At 61.1% G+C, this 18,011-nt stretch carries 19 protein-coding genes and 1 riboswitch; of the genes, 8 read left to right on the forward strand and 11 right to left on the reverse strand.

Features of this window, described 5'->3' with window-relative positions:
* Nucleotides 1-62: 62 nt before the first annotated feature.
* Genes AYR47_RS17915 through AYR47_RS17925 form a run of 3 tightly spaced genes read right to left on the reverse strand, consistent with a single transcriptional unit; the run spans nt 63 to nt 3,279 of the window.
* Nucleotides 63-995 (reverse strand): ABC transporter substrate-binding protein, encoded by a 933-nt coding sequence (locus AYR47_RS17915; protein WP_061436134.1) that lies wholly within the window; start codon nt 993-995, stop codon nt 63-65.
* Nucleotides 992-1,351, reverse strand: coding sequence for a (2Fe-2S) ferredoxin domain-containing protein (locus AYR47_RS17920; RefSeq protein ID WP_033902092.1), 360 nt, complete (start codon nt 1,349-1,351; stop codon nt 992-994). The genes AYR47_RS17915 and AYR47_RS17920 overlap by 4 nt, the downstream gene beginning before the upstream one ends.
* The gene (locus AYR47_RS17925) at nt 1,351-3,279 is read right to left on the reverse strand and encodes a TonB-dependent receptor plug domain-containing protein (RefSeq protein WP_061436136.1); all 1,929 of its coding nucleotides are present in this window, start codon (nt 3,277-3,279) and stop codon (nt 1,351-1,353) included. Before AYR47_RS17925 ends, AYR47_RS17920 begins: the two co-directional genes overlap by 1 nt.
* 91 nt (nt 3,280-3,370) lie before the next feature.
* Nucleotides 3,371-3,575, reverse strand: a riboswitch (cobalamin riboswitch).
* 113 nt (nt 3,576-3,688) lie between these two features.
* On the opposite strand from AYR47_RS17925, the gene AYR47_RS17930 reads away from it, so the two are divergent.
* Nucleotides 3,689-4,084 (forward strand): carboxymuconolactone decarboxylase family protein, encoded by a 396-nt coding sequence (locus AYR47_RS17930; protein WP_061436138.1) that lies wholly within the window; start codon nt 3,689-3,691, stop codon nt 4,082-4,084.
* 6 nt (nt 4,085-4,090) lie between these two features.
* Here the strand turns inward: AYR47_RS17930 and AYR47_RS17935 are convergent, their stop codons facing one another.
* The 4 genes from AYR47_RS17935 to AYR47_RS17950 are packed head-to-tail and all read right to left on the reverse strand — an operon-like array spanning nt 4,091 to nt 8,074.
* Complete coding sequence (locus AYR47_RS17935) at nt 4,091-4,906, reverse strand: PP2C family protein-serine/threonine phosphatase (RefSeq protein WP_061436140.1); 816 nt, start codon at nt 4,904-4,906, stop codon at nt 4,091-4,093.
* On the reverse strand, nt 4,903-6,306 hold the full coding sequence (locus AYR47_RS17940; RefSeq protein ID WP_061436142.1) for a serine/threonine-protein kinase: 1,404 nt from the start codon (nt 6,304-6,306) through the stop codon (nt 4,903-4,905). The genes AYR47_RS17935 and AYR47_RS17940 overlap by 4 nt, the downstream gene beginning before the upstream one ends.
* A 10-nt stretch (nt 6,307-6,316) precedes the next feature.
* Nucleotides 6,317-7,195, reverse strand: coding sequence for a c-type heme family protein (locus AYR47_RS17945; RefSeq protein WP_033902098.1), 879 nt, complete (start codon nt 7,193-7,195; stop codon nt 6,317-6,319).
* A gap of 30 nt (nt 7,196-7,225) precedes the next feature.
* The gene (locus AYR47_RS17950) at nt 7,226-8,074 is read right to left on the reverse strand and encodes a hypothetical protein (protein WP_061436144.1); all 849 of its coding nucleotides are present in this window, start codon (nt 8,072-8,074) and stop codon (nt 7,226-7,228) included.
* Nucleotides 8,075-8,347: 273 nt separating this feature from the next.
* On the opposite strand from AYR47_RS17950, the gene AYR47_RS17955 reads away from it, so the two are divergent.
* The 3 genes from AYR47_RS17955 (at nt 8,348) to AYR47_RS17965 (ending at nt 10,637) form a co-directional block, all read left to right on the forward strand.
* On the forward strand, nt 8,348-9,046 hold the full coding sequence (locus AYR47_RS17955) for a hypothetical protein (protein WP_033902100.1): 699 nt from the start codon (nt 8,348-8,350) through the stop codon (nt 9,044-9,046).
* 148 nt (nt 9,047-9,194) lie between these two features.
* On the forward strand, nt 9,195-9,746 hold the full coding sequence (locus tag AYR47_RS17960; RefSeq protein WP_061436145.1) for a DUF3455 domain-containing protein: 552 nt from the start codon (nt 9,195-9,197) through the stop codon (nt 9,744-9,746).
* Between the two features lie 123 nt (nt 9,747-9,869).
* Nucleotides 9,870-10,637 carry an outer membrane protein gene (locus AYR47_RS17965; protein ID WP_033902102.1) on the forward strand — a complete coding sequence of 256 codons (768 nt, stop codon included), beginning with the start codon at nt 9,870-9,872 and terminating at the stop codon, nt 10,635-10,637.
* A gap of 10 nt (nt 10,638-10,647) precedes the next feature.
* Here the strand turns inward: AYR47_RS17965 and AYR47_RS17970 are convergent, their stop codons facing one another.
* From AYR47_RS17970 to AYR47_RS17985, 4 genes are all read right to left on the reverse strand, one after another.
* Nucleotides 10,648-11,475, reverse strand: a complete 828-nt coding sequence (locus tag AYR47_RS17970) for a hypothetical protein (RefSeq protein ID WP_033902103.1) — start codon at nt 11,473-11,475, stop codon at nt 10,648-10,650.
* Complete coding sequence (locus AYR47_RS17975; RefSeq protein ID WP_033902104.1) at nt 11,463-11,663, reverse strand: hypothetical protein; 201 nt, start codon at nt 11,661-11,663, stop codon at nt 11,463-11,465. The genes AYR47_RS17970 and AYR47_RS17975 overlap by 13 nt, the downstream gene beginning before the upstream one ends.
* 121 nt (nt 11,664-11,784) lie before the next feature.
* Nucleotides 11,785-12,363 carry a helix-turn-helix domain-containing protein gene (locus AYR47_RS17980; RefSeq protein WP_033902105.1) on the reverse strand — a complete coding sequence of 193 codons (579 nt, stop codon included), beginning with the start codon at nt 12,361-12,363 and terminating at the stop codon, nt 11,785-11,787.
* Nucleotides 12,351-14,306: an oxidoreductase gene (locus AYR47_RS17985; RefSeq protein WP_061436147.1), complete on the reverse strand. Its 1,956-nt coding sequence runs from the start codon at nt 14,304-14,306 to the stop codon at nt 12,351-12,353. Before AYR47_RS17985 ends, AYR47_RS17980 begins: the two co-directional genes overlap by 13 nt.
* A 131-nt stretch (nt 14,307-14,437) precedes the next feature.
* Between AYR47_RS17985 and AYR47_RS17990 the strand changes: the two genes are divergently transcribed.
* The 4 genes from AYR47_RS17990 to AYR47_RS18005 all read left to right on the forward strand — a co-directional run bounded on the left by AYR47_RS17990 (nt 14,438) and on the right by AYR47_RS18005 (nt 18,003).
* Nucleotides 14,438-15,196 (forward strand): class II aldolase/adducin family protein, encoded by a 759-nt coding sequence (locus AYR47_RS17990; RefSeq protein WP_061436148.1) that lies wholly within the window; start codon nt 14,438-14,440, stop codon nt 15,194-15,196.
* Between the two features lie 41 nt (nt 15,197-15,237).
* Nucleotides 15,238-15,876, forward strand: coding sequence for a TetR family transcriptional regulator C-terminal domain-containing protein (locus tag AYR47_RS17995; protein ID WP_038851358.1), 639 nt, complete (start codon nt 15,238-15,240; stop codon nt 15,874-15,876).
* Between the two features lie 151 nt (nt 15,877-16,027).
* Nucleotides 16,028-16,819 (forward strand): enoyl-CoA hydratase/isomerase family protein, encoded by a 792-nt coding sequence (locus tag AYR47_RS18000; protein WP_061436150.1) that lies wholly within the window; start codon nt 16,028-16,030, stop codon nt 16,817-16,819.
* A gap of 23 nt (nt 16,820-16,842) precedes the next feature.
* The gene (locus AYR47_RS18005) at nt 16,843-18,003 is read left to right on the forward strand and encodes an acyl-CoA dehydrogenase family protein (protein WP_061436152.1); all 1,161 of its coding nucleotides are present in this window, start codon (nt 16,843-16,845) and stop codon (nt 18,001-18,003) included.
* The last annotated feature ends 8 nt before the right edge of the window (nt 18,004-18,011 follow it).

Raw genomic sequence — 18,011 nt, forward strand, 5'->3', positions numbered from 1 at the left:
AATGGAGTCGAGTATCCGCCCGTCGTTCCTTCGGAAAAACCGCCGAATCCGAAAAGGACTCTTTACCGCAGGTCACGAATCGCCAGCGCCTTGAACCGCTGTGCCAATGACAGAACCACCTGGCCGCTGCCCATGTTGGGCACCACATGGGTAAAGGGAATGTCGATCATGCGGTTCTCGCGCACGGCGCGCAGCTTGGAGAGTACCGGGTCGGTGGTCAGCAACTGCCGCTTGCGGCTGGCCGGTGACCACAGCGCATCGGCCAGCAGGATCACGTCCGGGTCCTTGGCCAGCAGGGTTTCATTGCTGACGGTCACCCGTGACAACGGGATATCGGCCAGTATATTGCGTGCACCGGAGGCCATCAGCAGGGTGGTGACAAAACCCCGTTGGCCTTCGCTATCGAGTCCACCCACTTCACTGTCCAGGTAAAACACCGACAGCGGACGGGCATCACCCATCAGGCCATGGGCGCGCGCCAGGTCAGCATCCAACGCGTCGCTGAGCATTTGAGCGCGTTGGGTTTTGTGCAACAGGGCGCCGAGGGTAAACAAGTCCTGACGGATATGCCCAAAGTAATCCAGCGAGTGACCCGCGCAGGCGGACTCCAGCAGGTACGACGCCACCCCGTTGTTCGCTAGTCCCGTACGTGAGGTCACGCCATCGCCAAAGGCACTGGCGAAACCGCCGACTACCAGGTCTGGGCGCTGCGCATACAGCACTTCACTGGACGGGTATTTCGCCGCGATGACCGGCACGTCAAAGTACTCGCCGTGCCGGTGCGTAATGCCGTTGTCGTCCAGGTACGCGACACCTGCCAGCGAAGGCCCGGCATCCAACGCCAGCAGCAAATCGGCGGCGTGCTGGTTGAGTGCCACGATGCGCGACGGTGGTGAAGGAGGCACGCTCCAGTCCTGGGCGCAGTTGCGATAACTGTCTGCCAGCGCCGGTGTGCAGTAGAGCAGGGCGCTCAACCATAGCCATGGCTGTTTCATGGGGCGTCCTTGATCAGCAGGTCTTGCACCACATCGCCGCCCACCAGGTGCACATCCACCAGGCGCAGCACTTCGGCCTTGTTGTGCACGCCATACCAGCAACGCTCGGGATACACCGTGAGCACCGGTCCGAGGTTGCACGGGAACTGGCAATGGGTGCGCGTCAGCAGCACGCCACCGGGCACTTCGATGTGCTCATGTTCCAGCAGTCGGCGGCGCAGGGTTTTCCACAGTTGCAAGGCGCCGCGCTGCGTACAGCGTGGGCCGGTGCACAGGAATACATGGCGGGCGTGGTCCGGTATGCGGGACCAGTCGGGATGGAAGTCCACCCCGTCGATTTTGGTGATCTCAGTCATCAGAAGCGATACGTGTAACGCACCTCGGATGTGAACGGGCGGCCGAGGTTGTCGACGTTGCTGGCGCGGCTGGTGACGTAGTCGCGGTCGAACAAGTTTTCCACCAGCAGGCTCAGGCGGTGTTGGTGGGCGGCGTCGAGGTAGCGATAGGCATCGGCGTCTACCACGGAGTAGTGGCCGTATTCGACGTTTTTCGAGCTGGTGATGTCGCGAATGTAGCGGATCGCAGTACCTGCGCCCCATAAGCGGTTTTCCGATTCGAAACCGATCCGTGAACGGGCAAAGAAACTCGGAATGTCGTTGATGGTGACGCCGGTGCGGGACTCGGTGAGGTTGCGCGTCATGTCGGCCTGCAGGCTCCACTGGTCGTTGAGCGCGAGCTTGGCGTCGGCCTCGAAGCCACGCATCTGGAGCTGGCCCTGGCCGTTGACCCATTGCACATCGTCGAGCGTGATCAAGTCAGTGATTTTGCGTTTGAACAGCGTGACGCTGGCGCTGAAGTCGCGCTCGCCCAGCAGTCCCTTGTAGTCGATCCCCAGTTCGGCGTTGCGGCTTTTCTCCGGCTTGAGATTGCGGTTACCGATCTCGTCGCCCGGCTCGTTGACGAACAGCTGTTCGGCGTTGGGCAGTTTGTAGGCCGTACCGTATTGGCCACGCAGGGCCCAGTGGTCGTTGAGATCATAGAGCGAGGTGAGCATGCCGACGGTGGCACTGTCGCCGCCGCTCATGGCTTCATGCCGCACGCCCACGCTGGGGTGCCAGTTGGGCAGCGCGTCGATCTGCGGTCGCAGTTGCGTATACAGCGCGTGGGCCTGGGCCTTGTTGTCGTCGATCACCAGTACATCGTCCTGGCCCTTGAACCACTGGTTGTCGCTGCCCACCACCAGCACATGGCCGCCTGGCAACTCGGCCTTGCCCTCGGCTTGTACACCCCAGTCAGTGAAGCCCCAGTAGTCGTTGTTGTTACGTACCTTACGACCCCCGTCGGCGGTGTTGTCGATCCGCGTGTAGCGTGTGTCCCAGTCGTTGATATGACCCTTGATGAAATAACTCAGGCGCTCGTTGATCGCCTGTTCGAAAGTCGCCGTGGCGATCTGTTGCACACGGTCGTTGGTGGTCTTGTAGTTGTTCACCGGCCGTGCGAAATCAAGGTTGGCATCGGCATATTGGTAGAACAGTTCCAGGCGCGAGTCATCGCCAAACGCCTGGGTGGCCTTGGCGCCGAAGGTGGTCACTTCGTACGAGCGCTTTTTGTCGCTGACGCGGCCGCTGTAGTCGCTGTTGCGAAACGGCTGGTAGCCCTCGGAGGCGTTGCGGCTGACATACGCCAGCAGGCCAAGGTCGCCCCAGCCGTTGGTGAAGATCTTCTCCACCCGCGCATCGCCGGTGGTGCCGCCGAAGGTATCGACTCCCAGGTTCACTTCACCGGACGCCTCGCGGGTCTGCGGGCTGCGCGTGACGATGTTGATGACCCCCGACACCGCCTGGGTGCCGAACAACAGGCTCTGGCCGCCCTTGAGCACTTCGATACGCTCGATGGCGTTGGCTGGCAGCGTGTCGAGGTAGAGGCCGCCATACAGACGGTTGTTCAGGCGCACGCCGTCGAGCAGGATCAATGTGTCATCGTTGCGCCCGCCCAGCAGGGAATAGGTGCCGTAGTCGAACGGGCCGTTTTTCGGCGCCACATACAGGCCGGGGATGAACATCTGCATCACCCGCGTCACGTCGGCGGCGGGGCCGGCGCGTTCGATCTGTTCGCGGGTGACGATCTCCACTTTGCTGCCGTACTGGGCCATGGCGGCGACGGTGGTGGATTCCACGGAAGGGGCGGAGACGATCTGCTGGTTGAGCACCAGGGTGTTGTCGTCGGCCAGCAACAGGGGGCTGAACAGCGAGCCGAACAAAGGGATCAGGGAACGTCGAATCATAGTCTTCTCGAAAGTATCTTCGCAGAAGCACGCAGGAGAAGGCATCGCGCACACGCCGATACCGGCCCATGCCCGCCCACCGCAGGAGTTTGCCTAACAGAAATTCCAGGCCGGTCTCCGGGCTCTCGCGTATGGAACCCTTCACCTTCCCATGGCACGCAGGCCACAGTGGTGTGTCGAAGGGGTCACGCGAATACCGTTGCGGGGGCAGCACCGGACTGGCTCAAAAGAGCGTACCGGTTTCCCGTTTCACCCCAAGCACGGCGGCAGGGGGCACCTGAAACAGGCCGGCATCTGAACATTCGCATGACCGTTCGTCAACTCCGTCATTCAGGATTCACCGGCTTCACTTGCCAGCAATGGGGCGGCGCGGTATTCCAGAACACTCACCCTCCGCCTTGGACATCCCATGACTCAACACCTCACCGAATACGCCGATGCCAGCCCAGAAGTGCGCGCGGTCTATGACGACATCATGCACACGCGCCAGGTCGATCGGGTCAACAACTTCTGGAAGTGCCTGGCCGCCCACCCACCGACCCTGCGCCGGACCTGGGAAAGCCTCAAGGAAATCATGGCGCCGGGGGCATTGGATCCACTGACCAAGGAACTGCTCTATGTGGCTGTCAGCGTGACCAATAATTGCCCGTATTGCATCGCCTCCCACACGGCAGCAGCGCGCAAGGCGGGGATGACCGACGAGATGTTCGGCGAGTTGCAAGCGGTGGTCGGCATGGCCAACGAAACCAACCGCCTGGCCACCGGCTATCGCGTGCCGGTGGATGAGGCGTTCAAGTTGCCATAAGGCGATTCAGCCGTCGAACCAGGCGAGCAGCACCGTGACATTGTCGCGCCCGGCGTATTCGCGGGTGAGGTGGATCAGCCGTTGGCAGGCAGTCTCCAGCGTGTCGCGGCTGGCAGCGGCGAGTACCTGAGCCATTTCCTGGTGCGGAACGCAACCGTGCAGGCCGTCACTGCAGAGCATCAGCAGGTCGTTGCGCTTCACGGGTTGCACGCGTACTTGCGGTTCTACCCGCGGCCCCGGGCCGATAGCTTGCAACAGCAGATTGCGTGCCGGTAAACGGTCGACTTTGCCGGCCTCAAGGGCTTGCTGATACCAGGTCTGGTCGCGGGTCAGCAGGCTCAGTTCGCCGTCGCGGTAGCGGTACAAACGACTGTCACCCACATGAAACAGCAACAGTGGCCCATCGGCATGCGGGCGCCATGCTCCTGTGAGTGTGGTGCCCATGCCGCTGCCTTCGCTCATCTGGCGTGCCACGTTTTTCTGGTAGACGCACTGGTTCACCTGATCGATGGCGTTGTGCAGGCGACTGGCGGCTTGCATGTCCGGGTCCGACCAGGTGGCGTCCGGGTCGCTGCCGTCGTTCAGTGGGTCGACACGGTGGGCGTTGAGCGCCTGGCGCAAACTGATCAGGGCTTCGGCACTGGCCAGGGCGCCGGCTTCATGGCCGCCCATGCCGTCAGCCACGGCAAACAGCCCGAGGCTGGGCTCCACCAGAAAGTTATCTTCGTTGCTCTGGCGCACCGTGCCGACATCGCTGGCCCCATAGGCGACCGCGCAGGCCAGGCGATGGGGCCCGCAGGCGCTGAGGGGAGAGTCGATCATGGCAGGGGCTCAAAGCTGTTGAGGAACGCCAGGCGCTGGGCCTCGCTCTCGATAGACTCGGCCAACCGTTGCACAAAGGGTTGGCGCAGTGAGGTTGCACGCAAGGCGCGACTGACCACGATGCGGGCGATGGGACCAATCAGCACCGCCAGCCGGCGTTCGGCCATGTGTGCGAAGTCGGGGTCGACTGGCGTATGGATCACCTCGGTGGTCGGAACAATCGCGGTGGGTTCAGTCACGACCTCGGGCGCGGCAGTCGGCGGGTTGAGGCGTTGGAACAGCGACTGGCTGGCGCTGGTGAACTGCTCACGGCCGCGCTCCGACGGAATATGCGGCAACAATGCGGCGCAGATACCCTCGAAGTCATCGGCGCCATTGAGGCTCTTGCGCACCAGGAAGCGTGCAAGCGGGCCGATCTGGTGGGACAGCAGCGACTCCAGCTCAGGCATCACGGCCAACTTCCACGGCATGAGGGTTTCCACGGCTTCGGTCGCTAACGGTGTCACGCCGCTGCTCAAGGGTTGGTTGGGAAGCATCAGCACGGTGCGATCATCGTCGATATCGGCGCTGGTCCAACTGCCGGTGGTGGTTCCGAGCAGCGCTTCAAGGTCATCCAGAAAGGCGTGCGCCGAGGGATAGCGGTCGGCCGGGCGCTTGGCCAGGGCGCGGACGATCACACTGTCCAACGCCGGGTCGAGGGCCAGGTTCAAGCTCGACGGTGCTACCGGCGTCTGGTTGAGAATCTGCTGCATAACCATGGTGGCCGAGCCGGAAAACGGTCGCTCGCCAGTGAGCAGTTGGTACAGCACGATCCCAGCGGAAAACACGTCGGAGCGACCGTCGATCAATTCGCCGCAAAACTGTTCCGGCGACATGTAGCTGGGGGTGCCGATCATCGAGCCGGTCTGGGTGAGCGTGGAGGAGTCCAGGCGTGCGACGCCGAAGTCGGTGACCTTGACGTGGTTGTCGGCGGTGATCAGCAGGTTGGCCGGCTTGATATCGCGGTGCACCACACCCTTGGAGTGCGCGTACTCCAGGGCCAACAGCAACTGGCGCATCCAGCCGAGGCTGTGGCTGAGGTCACGGGGTGTCTGGGCGGCGAGCAGGGTGTTGAGCGGTGTGCCTTCGACGAACTCCATGGCGATGTACGCCGAGCCCTCGTCCTCGCCGTAGTCGTAGACCGCGACGATATTGGGATGCATCAGCCGGCCAGCGGCCTGGGCTTCATTCTTGAAGCGGCTGACCAGCTCGGCGTGCTGGCTATCGCCGAACAGCTCCTTGCGGATAGTCTTGAGCGCCACGGTGCGGGCGATGTTCGGGTCGAACGCCTTGTACACCGTGCCCATGGCGCCTTTTCCGAGCACGCTGTCGATGCGGTATTTGCCGAGTTGTTCAAGCATGATCGCGGCCCTATTCCTCAAGCATCTTCATGGCGCTGACCAAGCTGGTACGCATACGGCCGAAGGACTGACCCAGGCGTGCCAACTCGTCGCTGCCGCTGACGTCCATCGGCGGCACATCGGTTTCGCCCAGGCTGACGCGGTCAGCCAACGCCGACATCTGCCGCAGGCGCCGTGTGACAAACAGGTGCACCGCCACGTTCAAGGCCACGAACAATACGGCGAAGATCCCCAGCATCGACAGCATGTAGCTGTGCAGCAGGCTCGTGGCGCGTTGCATCGGTAAGTCCAGTGGCACTGAGACCAGTTGCGCACCGATGGTGTCATTGAGTTTCCAGCCGAAGCCATTTACCGCTCCGTAGATGTCGACCATGGTTTTTGGCGCCGCATCTGGCGTGCTGTGGCAGGCCAGGCAGGCGGCGTCCTTGATCTGGATCGGTCGCGCGATGTAGAGCGACGTGCCTTTGTCATCGGCGCGCTCACCCACCATCTCGTCGGTCTGCGGCTGGCTGCGCAGGGTGCTGATCAGGGTTTTTTCCCAGTCGTTGGCCAGGTCACGCGGGTTGGTGGGGTTGAGCGTGGCTTCTTTGTAGGCATAGTCCGGGTAAGACTTGAGCAGTTCCTGCAGGTGCGAAATGGCGGCGAAGTCCGGTACCGATTGCGGCAGGAACTGGAACTTCAGGCGGTTCTCCAGCAGCGGCACAATCTGCTCGGCCGTGTAGGTGCTGGCGGCAGAGGCCGAGCGCATCAGCATGCGTGCGGTTTCCAGGGTTTCCCGGCGCGCACTCTGTTGCAGCATGTAGTGGGTTGAGAGGCTGGTGGCGATAAAACCGACGATAAACACCGCCAGGAACACCACGTTGAATTTGACCGCAAGCGACAGTTTCATAAAGACCTTCGGGGACCGACGTGGTGGGGATCAGTGCGCATTCTTGCGACGTTCCAGGCGCAACAGCTCCAGCTCCCACTCCAGCACTCCGCCACGGTTGACCTTCACCGCCTGGCGGAACGTCGGGTCGTTAAGGCGCGGCGCAAAGCGGCTGGCGAGCATCTGCTGGCTGAGGTTGAGCGGGCTGACAACCCAGGGGGCAATGTCGTCGTAGGTGACGTCACGTTCTTTTTTCGGCTCGGATGCGGCAGGGATTTTCTTGCCCAGGGGCACCAGCGGGTCGAGGAATTGGCGGGGCAGGGCGTCGATAAATGCCTGCTCGGGACGCGGCACGATCTTGAGAGCGCTGCCGGTGCTGCGCTGTGCAAAGTCTTCATGGCCCAGGGTGACGCTGTGCTCGCCTTTGCCGTGGGTGTCGAGTTCATTGACCACTTGGCTGCCGTCCTCGATGAATATCTCGGTCTGGCGTGGGCTCACGTGAATCACGCTCGAACTTTGGGTGGCGGTGAACGCCAGTGCGCCGGTGGTCACCGCCAGGTTGGCGTGGGTGTTGCCCGCCACTGGTTGCAGCTTCAGCCAGCCATTGAGCAGATTGATTTGGGCGGCGGTGCGGTTGGTCGCGATCAGGATGCGGGTGTCGGGACCCAATGCCAGGGTCGTCGACGCAATACCTTCGATCTGCACGCCAGCCGCACCGGTCTGCAGGATATCGCCCCCTTGCAGTCGGGTGCCGACGCCCACGGTATAGAGGCTGGTGGCGCGTATCAGCTTCAGCGGTTTTTCCGCATAGGCGATCACGCCAATAGTGGCTGGCGCCGCCAGGGCATGCGGCAACTGGAGCAAGCCTGCGAGCAAGAGGACTATCGAAAGTTTTTTCACGTGGGCGCCATCTATCGAGCACTGGGGGCAGGCACCGATGCTGTCGCAACAGCCGGTGTTCGTGCGTGCGCAAGGCATCGCAGGGCCGAAGGCTACCGGCTGATAGGGCGTAGGAAGAAGACAATTATCTGCATGGAAAAGACGAATTCCGATTAAACGAAATCATGGAATAAAGCGTCCGGGGAGGGTGTTCTTCTGATGATTTCCCGTGATTCGAACGGCGTTTGCAGGGACTGGCGAGACGTCTGCACCTTCCTTCTATCCGGAGCACCTATGACCAACACGTGCATGACCGCGTTGTCGTCCACCAAGACCTTCCTGCAACAGAACTTCATGACCGCCAAACGCATTCCTCCAAGCCTGGTGAAGGGGATCAACGTGTTTGACGTCAATAGTCATAAATCCGGTGGGTACCGACTGGCCACCCTGGATAAACCGGGTGATTTCGGCAAGATCGAACGGCCGCTGATGGGGCATTGGGTTCCTCAGGGTGATTACTGCGATATTCCGGTCAATCCAGGCGCGACTGGCTATGTGTTCACGCCGGACTTCAGTGGCTGTTCGATCTTGATCGACCAGCTTGATGAACTCACGTATCGGGTGTTTCACGTACAGGGTGGCAGCGACTACTTGAGCAAGGAATACCTCAGTCGTGCCGATGGTCATGGCCTGGGTTTGGCCACCGCGATGACCTTTGACGACTATGGCGAAGCTGCGTATCCACGCGGGTTCGCGTTCATGAAATTTGAGGAGGAACGCTGGTGGATCTACTTCCAGCGCCAGAATGGCGTGGGGCTGAACTTCGCCAATGGCCAGTTCGCGATGGTCGGTGCTCAAACGGTACGTGGAGGCGGGCGGATACCGGTGCCAAACCTCAAGCGCGAGCCGCCACGCCAGGGTGTGATGCACAGCGGCAAGGCCGTGCCGACACCGGCCAGTCAGCGCGCGGAACTGGAGATCGAAGTCTGGTAGGCGAGGTTTTTGCCCGGCTTGGAAAATAGTCGGGAATAAACCGTTCGGGTCGGTTGTTCATCCTGCAGACGCTGATAACCAGCCGCTACCGACGGACTTCAACATGATTAACCAGACGTTTCTTGACCCTTCTTCTGGCAGGCGAAAAATGAGTGACACCGATCCTGATGCCATCACCCGCCGTAATCGCCTGGCGCTGCTGGTCGTGCAAGTGATCGGCCTGATTGTGCTGGTGATCTGTGCGGTCGACGCGCAGCGGGCACAGGCACAGGACTTGCCGGAACCGGCCAATGGCGCGGCCAAGCAAGTGCTGATGACCGTGCGGGCTGCCGGCGTGCAGATCTACACCTGTGCCCGCGATAACAAGGATCATCTTGCCTGGCAGTTTCGTGAGCCGCTTGCCACGCTGATGATCAATGGCAAGACCGTTGGCCGACACTTTGCCGGGCCCACCTGGCAACTGGATGATCGCAGCGCAGTGGTCGGCAAGGTCATTGCCCAGGCACCTGGGTCGAGTGCCCAGGACATTCCGCTGCTGCGCCTTGAAGTGGTGAGCCATCAGGGCGACGGCGGGCTGGCACAGGTGATTGCGGTGGAACGTCTGCATACCTTGGGCGGCGTATTCAGCGGCAGTTGTGCCCAGGTTGGTGAATTGCACCTGGAACCCTACAGCGCCGATTACCGCTTTCTCGGCCAATAGCTTCATTCCGGGCCCTTAGGCTCAGTAATACCCCTCTAAATGAATTCATTCCTCGCGCCGGTTGCCCTCGGCGTGCGGCAACGCTGTGCCTGTTACACCACTAAAAACCTAGGAGCTTTGCATATGATCACGCGTTTACTTGCCGCTACGGCACTGACTGTTGTTGCTTCAACCGGCGCACAGGCGGCGGATGCCTATTCGTCCGAAGGCCCTACCGACTGGACCGGTTTCTACGGCGGCTTGAGTGCCGGCTACGGCTTTGGTGGCGATGGTGATGTCGATACCAAGGGCCAGGCTGCACCGAACATTGCCAACATCAACGGCGGTGCACGCCCTGGCCGCGTGAACCTGGACCGCAACGGCCTGCTGGGTGGCATACAGTTCGGCTACAACTACCAGTTCGGCCAGTGGGTGGCCGGTATCGAAGCGGATATCTCCCATACCGATCTGCAGGACAGCCGAAACATTGGCACGGCTCAGCTCAACACCCGCTTGGCGCTGAACAACAGATTCGAATCGAAGATCAAATACCTCGGCACCCTGCGCGGTCGCTTCGGTTATGCGTTCGACCACACCTTGGTCTACGGTACGGCCGGCCTGGCCTATGGCGAAACCAGCCAGAGCGTCGACATGTTCGGCCCCACAGGCAATACCCAGTTCAGCGGCGACCAGAGCCATTTCAAAATGGGGTACACGGTGGGAGCTGGTATCGAACAGGCCATCACCAAGAACCTGTCGTTCAAGACCGAATACCTGTACTACGACCTGGGTGAAGACAAGCTGAATGTCGCTGTGATTCCGGGCAGCGGTGGCGCAGGGACTGGGTATGATTCCAAGTTCAAGAACGATGGGCAGATGCTGCGTGTTGGGTTGAACTGGAAGTTTGACTGACGTTGGAGCCTCAGGCGCAGAGGCTTTCAGCGTGCATCGGGCGCGCGGGGCGGTGTTGATGCAACTGGCCCTGTCGCGTCTTGCGGGTTTTGCGGGTATGGACCGCGTTCCAGAGAGTGAAGTCGAACTGTGTGGCGGAGACGACATTTTCCTGGATCAGTGTGATGGGGGGCGGGTTGGCTGCAGTTGAGTAGTGAGTATTCAGCGTGACCTCCAGTGTGTCCTTGTCTCGGTAACCGCTGAGTATGGGGATCAGCGTGAAGGCATGATCGACACCTTCGGACTCGGTCGGTGTGCCTGCGAACAGTACGATTCCGACATAGACCTTGCGATCGTTCAAGCTGAACATGCACGGCCTGCACTGCACGATGGACTCTCTCAGCAAGATTCTGAAAGGCGTGCCCTCAAGGACACCCAGCGCCAGCAGCGAGTGGAGCTGGACGTCTGTTTCCAGTTGCAATATTTTCTTCTTCGCGCCCACATAGAGCGCTGACCAGAAGAAGGGAATTACCAGTGCCGTCAGGCCAACCTGCATCAGGAAAACCCACAGCGTGCCGTTTTTTTCGCTGGCAATATCAAGCTGCACCAATAGCGTGCCCAAGTAGCTGCTGTAGTCTGTTGCAATGACGTGCCCCATGATCGGGACCGCCTGCTTTGACACTGCCAGAACGGCTGCAGTCAGGAGGGTCGAAACGATCAGGCAAGCCATTCCCATCCTGGCCACCTGCAAATAGAGCAGTTGTCCTTGGAAACGGTGCAGGCGTACGTAGAAAAAGGGGTGCCTGATGCAGACCATGTATCCGCTGACCAGCAAGGGGACGATGATCAGCAAACCCATGAATGATCAGCCTCCATTTTACGTATCTGGTCTATGGCGTCCTTGTAACCCGGCGACTCCAGCACTTCGCAGGCATCCAGGCCGATGCCTCCGTACACGACTTTCCAGGTTTTGCGGGACTTGACCTCTTTCGCACGCTCCCGCTCATCCTGGGTCGGCTTCCCGAACAACAAATGCAATAACGACATGGCGACACCCTCGCAGAGAAGTAGCCATTTTTATAGCAAGTGAAAGGGCCCCTCACCATTGATGGCCGCCTTGCCACTGTCGCCAGTTCCCGTAGGAAACGTCTCCATTTGTATGGGTGGCCTAAAACGTCGGCGGTGTAATCACCCAAATCACGAGGGTTTCCACCTTGCCAGGGTTGCCGTAGCGATGGGGCTCATGGCTGGCGAAGCTGAAACTGTCACCGGCTTCCAGCAGAAAGTGTCGCTCTCCTACCCACAACTCGAACCGGCCGCTCAGTACGTATCCCGCTTCTTCGCCTTCATGGCTGTAGCTCTGCTGGCTATAGGTGCCGGGCGGGAAGCTTGATTGCAGCATTTCCAGTTGGTGGTTGGGCAACGGCGTCAGCAATTGGTCGACGATGCCGTCTTCGTAGTGAATGCTTTGGCGGTTGCCTTTGCGCACCACATAGCCTTCGTCCTCGACAGCGGCTACGGTTTCGCTGGCGAAAAACCACTGGATGGTCACGCCCAGGCTACGAGCGATATTGAACAGGGCCGGAATCGATGGATACGCCAGGTTACGCTCCAACTGGCTGAGGTAACCGGCCGTCAATTCGCTGGCCTGCGCCAGGGCCGTGAGGGTCAGGCCACGGGCCTTGCGCAGCCCACGAATGCGCGTGCCGAGAAACAGTTGCTGGGGATTGTCTGTCACAGGTTCCACGCTACCTTGAGTCCTTCGTAGATCGCCTCTTCGGCGGTGCGCGGGGCCAGGCAGTCGCCGATGCGATCAAAGGGCACCAAGCCTTGCAGCTCCGCGGCCAGAGTGTCTACTGGCTGGTGGCCTTGGCACAACACCAGGGTATCGACATTTTCCAACAGCATTGGCTCACCGCTGGCGGTGTGTTGCAGGTAGACCGTGGTGTCATCGCAGCCATATAGGCGGGCGTAAGGGATGATCGGGATGCCCAGCCGGTGCAGTTCTCCGGCCATTAGATCACGGACATACAGCGGCAGGTTTTCCCCACAGTGCGTGCCATTGACCGCCAATTGCACCTGATGGCCGGCGCGCACCAGGCGCTCGGCAATGCCGGGTCCGATCCAGTCGCAACGCCAATCGACCACCACCACCGAGCGGCCCAACGTGACCTGCTCGCGCAGCACCTGCCATGCGTCCACCACTTGCAGTTCGCCGCCGCGTTCGAAGGCCGGCCAATAAGGCTCGGCACCGGTGGCGATAATCACATGATCGGGCTGTTCCTGTTCCACCAGCGCACGGTCGACACGGGTATGGCGCACCACGCGTACGTCGACCAGTTCCATTTCACGTTGCAGGTTGGTACTGGCCCCGCCGAATTCGCTGCGCCGTGGCAGCAGTTGGGCCAGCAACACTTGCCCGCCCAATTGCCCGCTGGCTTCGTATAGCGTCACATCATGCCCGCGTTGCGCGGCGACTGCCGCTGCTTTCATGCCCGCCGGGCCACCGCCCACCACCATGATGCGTTTGGGCTTCACTGCCTGTTGCAACTCACCAAACACCAACTCGCGGCCGGTCTCGGGATGCTGGATACAGGAGATCGGCAGCCCCTTGTGAAAGTGACCGATGCAGGCTTGATTACAGGCGATGCACGCCCGTACATCTTCGGCACGGCCCGCAAGGGTCTTGGTCGGCATCAGTGGATCGCAGATCAACGCACGCGTCATGCCGCAGACATCGGCCTGGCCCCGCGCCAATATCAGCTCGGCTTCCTGGGGCTGGTTGATACGCCCGGTGACGAACAGCGGAATCGACAGACTGGCCTTGAACGTCGCCGCCTCGCTGGCGAGGTACGCAGCGGCAATCGCCATGGGTGGCACGATATGGATCGCGCCGCCGAGTGACGCTGATGTACCTGCGACGATATGCACGTAATCCAGCTGGGTTTGCAGGTGTTGAACGGCTTCCAGGGACTCGTTTTCAGTGAGCCCTTCGGCATCGCGCTCATCTGCAGAAATGCGCAGCCCGATGATGAACTGTTCGTCGGTGGCGGCCCTGACGGCTTCGATGATTTCCCTCAAGAACTTCAGTCGATGTTCAAGAGAACCGTTGTAATCATCGGTACGCCGGTTTACCCGAGGATTGAGAAACTGCGCTGGCAGATACCCATGGCTGGCGACCACCTCAACCCCATCGATCCCCGCCTCATGCAAGCGCCTCGCTGCCGATGCATAACCCGCGACGATCTCGTCGATCATCGCCTGGTCCAGCGCCCGTGGCATCACGCGAAAGCGTTCATTGGGCACACCCGATGGCGAATACGCCACGGCGAGCAGACCATCGGCAGACTCCATGATTTCGCGTCCCGGATGGAAGATCTGCGACAGCACCATAGTGCCGTGGGCATGGCAGGTCTCGGCCAGTTCGCGGTAGCCGTCAATGCAGCTGTCGTCGGTCGCCATCAGCACATGGGAGGTATACCGCGCACTGTCATGCACCCCGGCCACCTGTAGCACGATCAGCCCCACGCCGCCCTCGGCACGTGCGCGGTGATAGGCGATCAACTGCGCATTGACCCGGTTATCGGTGGGCATAGAGGTGTCATGCCCGCTGGACATGATGCGGTTTTTCAGGTGTTTGCCACGCAGTTCCAGCGGTTCGAACAGATGGGGAAAGGTCGGGTGCGACATGGTGCAGATACTCCAGGCGCTGTTATTGTTATTTTTCTATAGGAGGCGAGCGCCAGTAAAAAATCAACTTGTTTTTTTACTGGCGACTGGATTAGCGTCGCCTTCATCAACCCCGTGCCTGGAGAATAAAAATGACTCACTCCACCGAACAGCAGCTGCGTGAACAGCTCGCCGCCTGCTACCGATTGATTGCGCACTACCGCATGAGCGATCTGATTTTCACGCATATTTCGGTGCGTATCCCGGGGCCCGAGCATCACTTCCTGATCAATCCCTACGGGCTGATGTTCGACGAAATCACTGCATCAAGCCTGGTGAAGATCGGCCTGGACGGTCACCCCGTGGAGCCCTCGGCTTACGCGGTCAACCCGGCGGGCTTCGTGATTCACAGCGCGATTCATGGCGCCCGCGAAGACGCCCAGTGCGTGCTGCACACCCACACCCGTGCCGGCTGTGCGGTGGCGGCCTTGGAGTGCGGGTTATTGCCGGTAAACCAGATATCCATGGAGTTCTACGGCAAGGTCGCCTACCACGACTACGAAGGCGTGGCCCTGGACATGGATGAGCAACAGCGGCTGGTGCGGGACCTGGGCGACAAGCCGGTGCTGATGTTGCGCAACCATGGTTTGCTGACGGTGGGCGAGACCGTCAGCCAGGCGTTCCTGCGCATGTATTACCTGGAAAAGGCCTGCGATATCCAGATCGCCGCCCAGGCGTGCGGCAAGCTGGTGCTACCGTCCGCCGAGGTTTGCGCCTACACCGAGCAGCAATTCAACAACCCTGGGCGACCGCTGGAAGAGGGTGAGTTGGTCGACCTGGACGCCATGCAACTGGCCTGGGCGGCGTTACTGCGGATGCTGGATCGGGTGTCGCCGGGCTATCGCGACTGAGGTAGAGTCGTGATGCCGACTCAATCGTAGGAATTTGCCGCATGACCCAGGAATCCCGTTTTTCCCGGATGGACCCGGAAGTGCGCAAGGCCAATCTGGTCCAGGCCACGCTCACGTGTCTCAAGCGTGATGGTTTCCAGGGGGCGTCGATCCGCAAGATCAGCGCCGAGGCCGGGGTGTCGGTGGGGCTGATCAGTCATCACTATTCGGGCAAGGATGAGCTGGTGGCGGAGGCCTACCGCACCATCACCGACCAGGTCATGAGCCTGCTGCGCGAAACCATGGCCAAGGCGCCGCCGAACCCGCGTGAGCGCCTGTCGGCGTTGTTCCGTGGCTCGTTTTCCGCCGAATTGCTTGACCCGCACCTGCTGGATGCCTGGCTGGTGTTCTGGGGCGCGGTCAAGACCGCGCCGGCGATCAACCTGGCTCACGAACACTCCTATGGCGAGTACCGCACCATCATGCGTTCGGCCCTGACCGACATGGCCAGGGAGGAGGGCTGGAAGCACTTCGACGCCGATCTGGCCGCCATCGGCCTGAGCGCGCTGCTCGACGGGTTGTGGCTGGAGTCGGGGCTCAATCCCGGCACGTTCACACCAGAGCAGGGTATCCAGATCTGCGAAGCCTGGGTCGATGGCCTGCAGGCCGGTGGTCGCCAGCGTTATCAGCTCAAGCCCTGAGCCTTCTGCGGCCGCCTGAACGCAAGGTTCAGGTCGGCCATTTCCCCTTCTGAAAATATTTGCAGTTTGCCGATTGCCTTCTTACTGAACACTTGTTTAGTATCGCCTCATGTCGCACCCCTCAAGCCAACTAAAATAATTCGAGGAAGCCATGACTACCGATTCGCCCGTGCTCACTCAAGTGCAAGCTGGCGTTGCCTGGATCACCCTCAACCGTGGCCCCCAGCGCAACGCCTTGGACATCCCCACCCTTAAGCACCTGCACGCCTTGCTTGATGCCTTCAACACCGACTCTGCGGTGCGTGTGGTGGTATTGACCGGCAACGGGCGCAGCTTCTGCGCCGGTGCCGACCTGGCCGAGTGGGCCGACGCCGAAGCCAGTGGCGCCCTCGAAACCTACGGCTGGACCGAAACCGCTCACGCCTTGATGACCCGCCTGCACACCCTCGACAAACCGACGATTGCCGCCATCAACGGTACCGCCGTCGGTGCGGGCATGGACCTGACGCTGTGCTGCGACCTGCGCGTCGCCGCCCAATCGGCGCGCTTCAAGGCCGGTTACACCAGCATGGCCTATTCGCCCGACGCCGGCGCCAGTTGGCACTTGCCGCGCCTGATCGGCGGCGAGCAGGCCAAGCGCCTGCTGTTCCTTGACGAGCTGTGGAGCGCCGACCGCGCCCTGGCTGCCGGCCTGGTCGGTGAAGTGGTCGCGGATGATCAACTGCACGCCCACACCGCCGAACTCGCCACGCGCCTGGCCAACGGCCCGACCTTCGCCTTCGCTCAGACCAAGACCCTCATCCGTGACGGCGCCGAGCGCAGCCTGCCCGAGCAACTGCAGGCCGAACTGGCCGCTGGCCTGTTGTGCGGACGCAGTGCCGATGGCGCCGAAGCCTTGCGTGCCTCCCTGGAAAAACGCCTCCCGAATTTCTCCGGCCAATAACAACACCCCGAACAGGTAGCGCCATGAATTTCCAACTCAGCCAAGAACAAGACATGTTGGTGGACGCGGTACGCAGTTTTGTTGCCAAGGAATTGTTGCCCCATGAAGAGGCGGTAGACCGTGCCGATGAGGTCTCGCCGGAGCTGGCTGCGCACGTTCGTGACAAGGCGATTGCTGCCGGTTTCTACGCCTTCAACATGCCGGAAGAGGTGGGTGGCGGTGGCCTGGACTACCTGTCCCAGGCGCTGATCGAGCGTGAGTTGTCCAAAGTCTCGTGGGCGCTGCATGTGTTTGTCGCGCGGCCCTCCAAGATCCTGATGGCGTGCACGGGCTCACAGATTGGCGACTACCTGTTGCCCTGTGTGCAAGGCAAGAAAATCGACTGTTTTGCCTTGACCGAACCCGGCGCCGGTTCCGACGCCAATGCCATCAAGACCCGCGCCGTGCGCAGTGGTGATGACTTCGTGATCAACGGCAGCAAGCACTTCATCAGCCACGCCGGGCACGCCGATTTCGCCATCGTGTTTGCGGTCACGGATACCTACGAACACAACGGCCGACAGCGCAACGCGGTGACTTCGTTCCTGGTGGATCGGGGTACGCCTGGCATGACCATCCGCCGTGGCCCCAAGTGCGTGAGCAACCGGGGTTACCACACCTATGAAATGTTCTTCGACGACTGCCGCGTCCCGGCGTCCAAGGTACTGGGCGAAGTGGGCAAAGGCTGGGAAGTGGCCAACGCCTGGCTCACCGCTGGCCGTGTGATGGTGGCCGCCAACTGCGTCGGCCAGGCCCAGCGCGCGCTGGATGTGTCGTTGCAATGGGCGGCGGACCGCAAACAGTTCGGCCAGCCGATCGGCACCTACCAAGGCGTGAGTTTCAAGCTGGCCGACATGGCCACGCAGATTCGCGCCGCTGAATTGCTGACCCTGCACACCGCCTGGAAAATGGACCAAGGCAGCATGACCGACGGCGAGGCCGGCATGGCCAAGCTGTTTGCCAGCGAAACCCTGGGCAAGGTTGCCGATGAGGCGGTGCAGATTTTCGGCGGCATGGGCTTGATGGATGAAGGGCCGGTTGAGCGAATCTGGCGCAATGCGCGGATCGAACGGATCTGGGAAGGCACGTCGGAAATCCAGCGCCATATCATCGCCCGTGAACTGTTGCGGCCACTGTTGCGCTAAGCGGCGAG

The sequence above is a fragment of the Pseudomonas azotoformans genome (assembly GCF_001579805.1).
Taxonomy (GTDB): Bacteria; Pseudomonadota; Gammaproteobacteria; order Pseudomonadales; family Pseudomonadaceae; genus Aquipseudomonas; species Aquipseudomonas azotoformans_A.

What these genes read in the sequence shown, in the direction of transcription:
- AYR47_RS17915 (WP_061436134.1), bottom strand. Translation starts at nt 995, where the DNA reads ATGAAACAGCCATGGCTATGGTTGAGCGCCCTGCTCTACTGCACACCG.
- AYR47_RS17920 (WP_033902092.1), bottom strand. Translation starts at nt 1,351, where the DNA reads ATGACTGAGATCACCAAAATCGACGGGGTGGACTTCCATCCCGACTGG.
- AYR47_RS17925 (WP_061436136.1), bottom strand. Translation starts at nt 3,279, where the DNA reads ATGATTCGACGTTCCCTGATCCCTTTGTTCGGCTCGCTGTTCAGCCCC.
- AYR47_RS17930 (WP_061436138.1), top strand. Translation starts at nt 3,689, where the DNA reads ATGACTCAACACCTCACCGAATACGCCGATGCCAGCCCAGAAGTGCGC.
- AYR47_RS17935 (WP_061436140.1), bottom strand. Translation starts at nt 4,906, where the DNA reads ATGATCGACTCTCCCCTCAGCGCCTGCGGGCCCCATCGCCTGGCCTGC.
- AYR47_RS17940 (WP_061436142.1), bottom strand. Translation starts at nt 6,306, where the DNA reads ATGCTTGAACAACTCGGCAAATACCGCATCGACAGCGTGCTCGGAAAA.
- AYR47_RS17945 (WP_033902098.1), bottom strand. Translation starts at nt 7,195, where the DNA reads ATGAAACTGTCGCTTGCGGTCAAATTCAACGTGGTGTTCCTGGCGGTG.
- AYR47_RS17955 (WP_033902100.1), top strand. Translation starts at nt 8,348, where the DNA reads ATGACCAACACGTGCATGACCGCGTTGTCGTCCACCAAGACCTTCCTG.
- AYR47_RS17960 (WP_061436145.1), top strand. Translation starts at nt 9,195, where the DNA reads ATGAGTGACACCGATCCTGATGCCATCACCCGCCGTAATCGCCTGGCG.
- AYR47_RS17965 (WP_033902102.1), top strand. Translation starts at nt 9,870, where the DNA reads ATGATCACGCGTTTACTTGCCGCTACGGCACTGACTGTTGTTGCTTCA.
- AYR47_RS17970 (WP_033902103.1), bottom strand. Translation starts at nt 11,475, where the DNA reads ATGGGTTTGCTGATCATCGTCCCCTTGCTGGTCAGCGGATACATGGTC.
- AYR47_RS17975 (WP_033902104.1), bottom strand. Translation starts at nt 11,663, where the DNA reads ATGTCGTTATTGCATTTGTTGTTCGGGAAGCCGACCCAGGATGAGCGG.
- AYR47_RS17985 (WP_061436147.1), bottom strand. Translation starts at nt 14,306, where the DNA reads ATGTCGCACCCGACCTTTCCCCATCTGTTCGAACCGCTGGAACTGCGT.
- AYR47_RS17990 (WP_061436148.1), top strand. Translation starts at nt 14,438, where the DNA reads ATGACTCACTCCACCGAACAGCAGCTGCGTGAACAGCTCGCCGCCTGC.
- AYR47_RS17995 (WP_038851358.1), top strand. Translation starts at nt 15,238, where the DNA reads ATGACCCAGGAATCCCGTTTTTCCCGGATGGACCCGGAAGTGCGCAAG.
- AYR47_RS18000 (WP_061436150.1), top strand. Translation starts at nt 16,028, where the DNA reads ATGACTACCGATTCGCCCGTGCTCACTCAAGTGCAAGCTGGCGTTGCC.
- AYR47_RS18005 (WP_061436152.1), top strand. Translation starts at nt 16,843, where the DNA reads ATGAATTTCCAACTCAGCCAAGAACAAGACATGTTGGTGGACGCGGTA.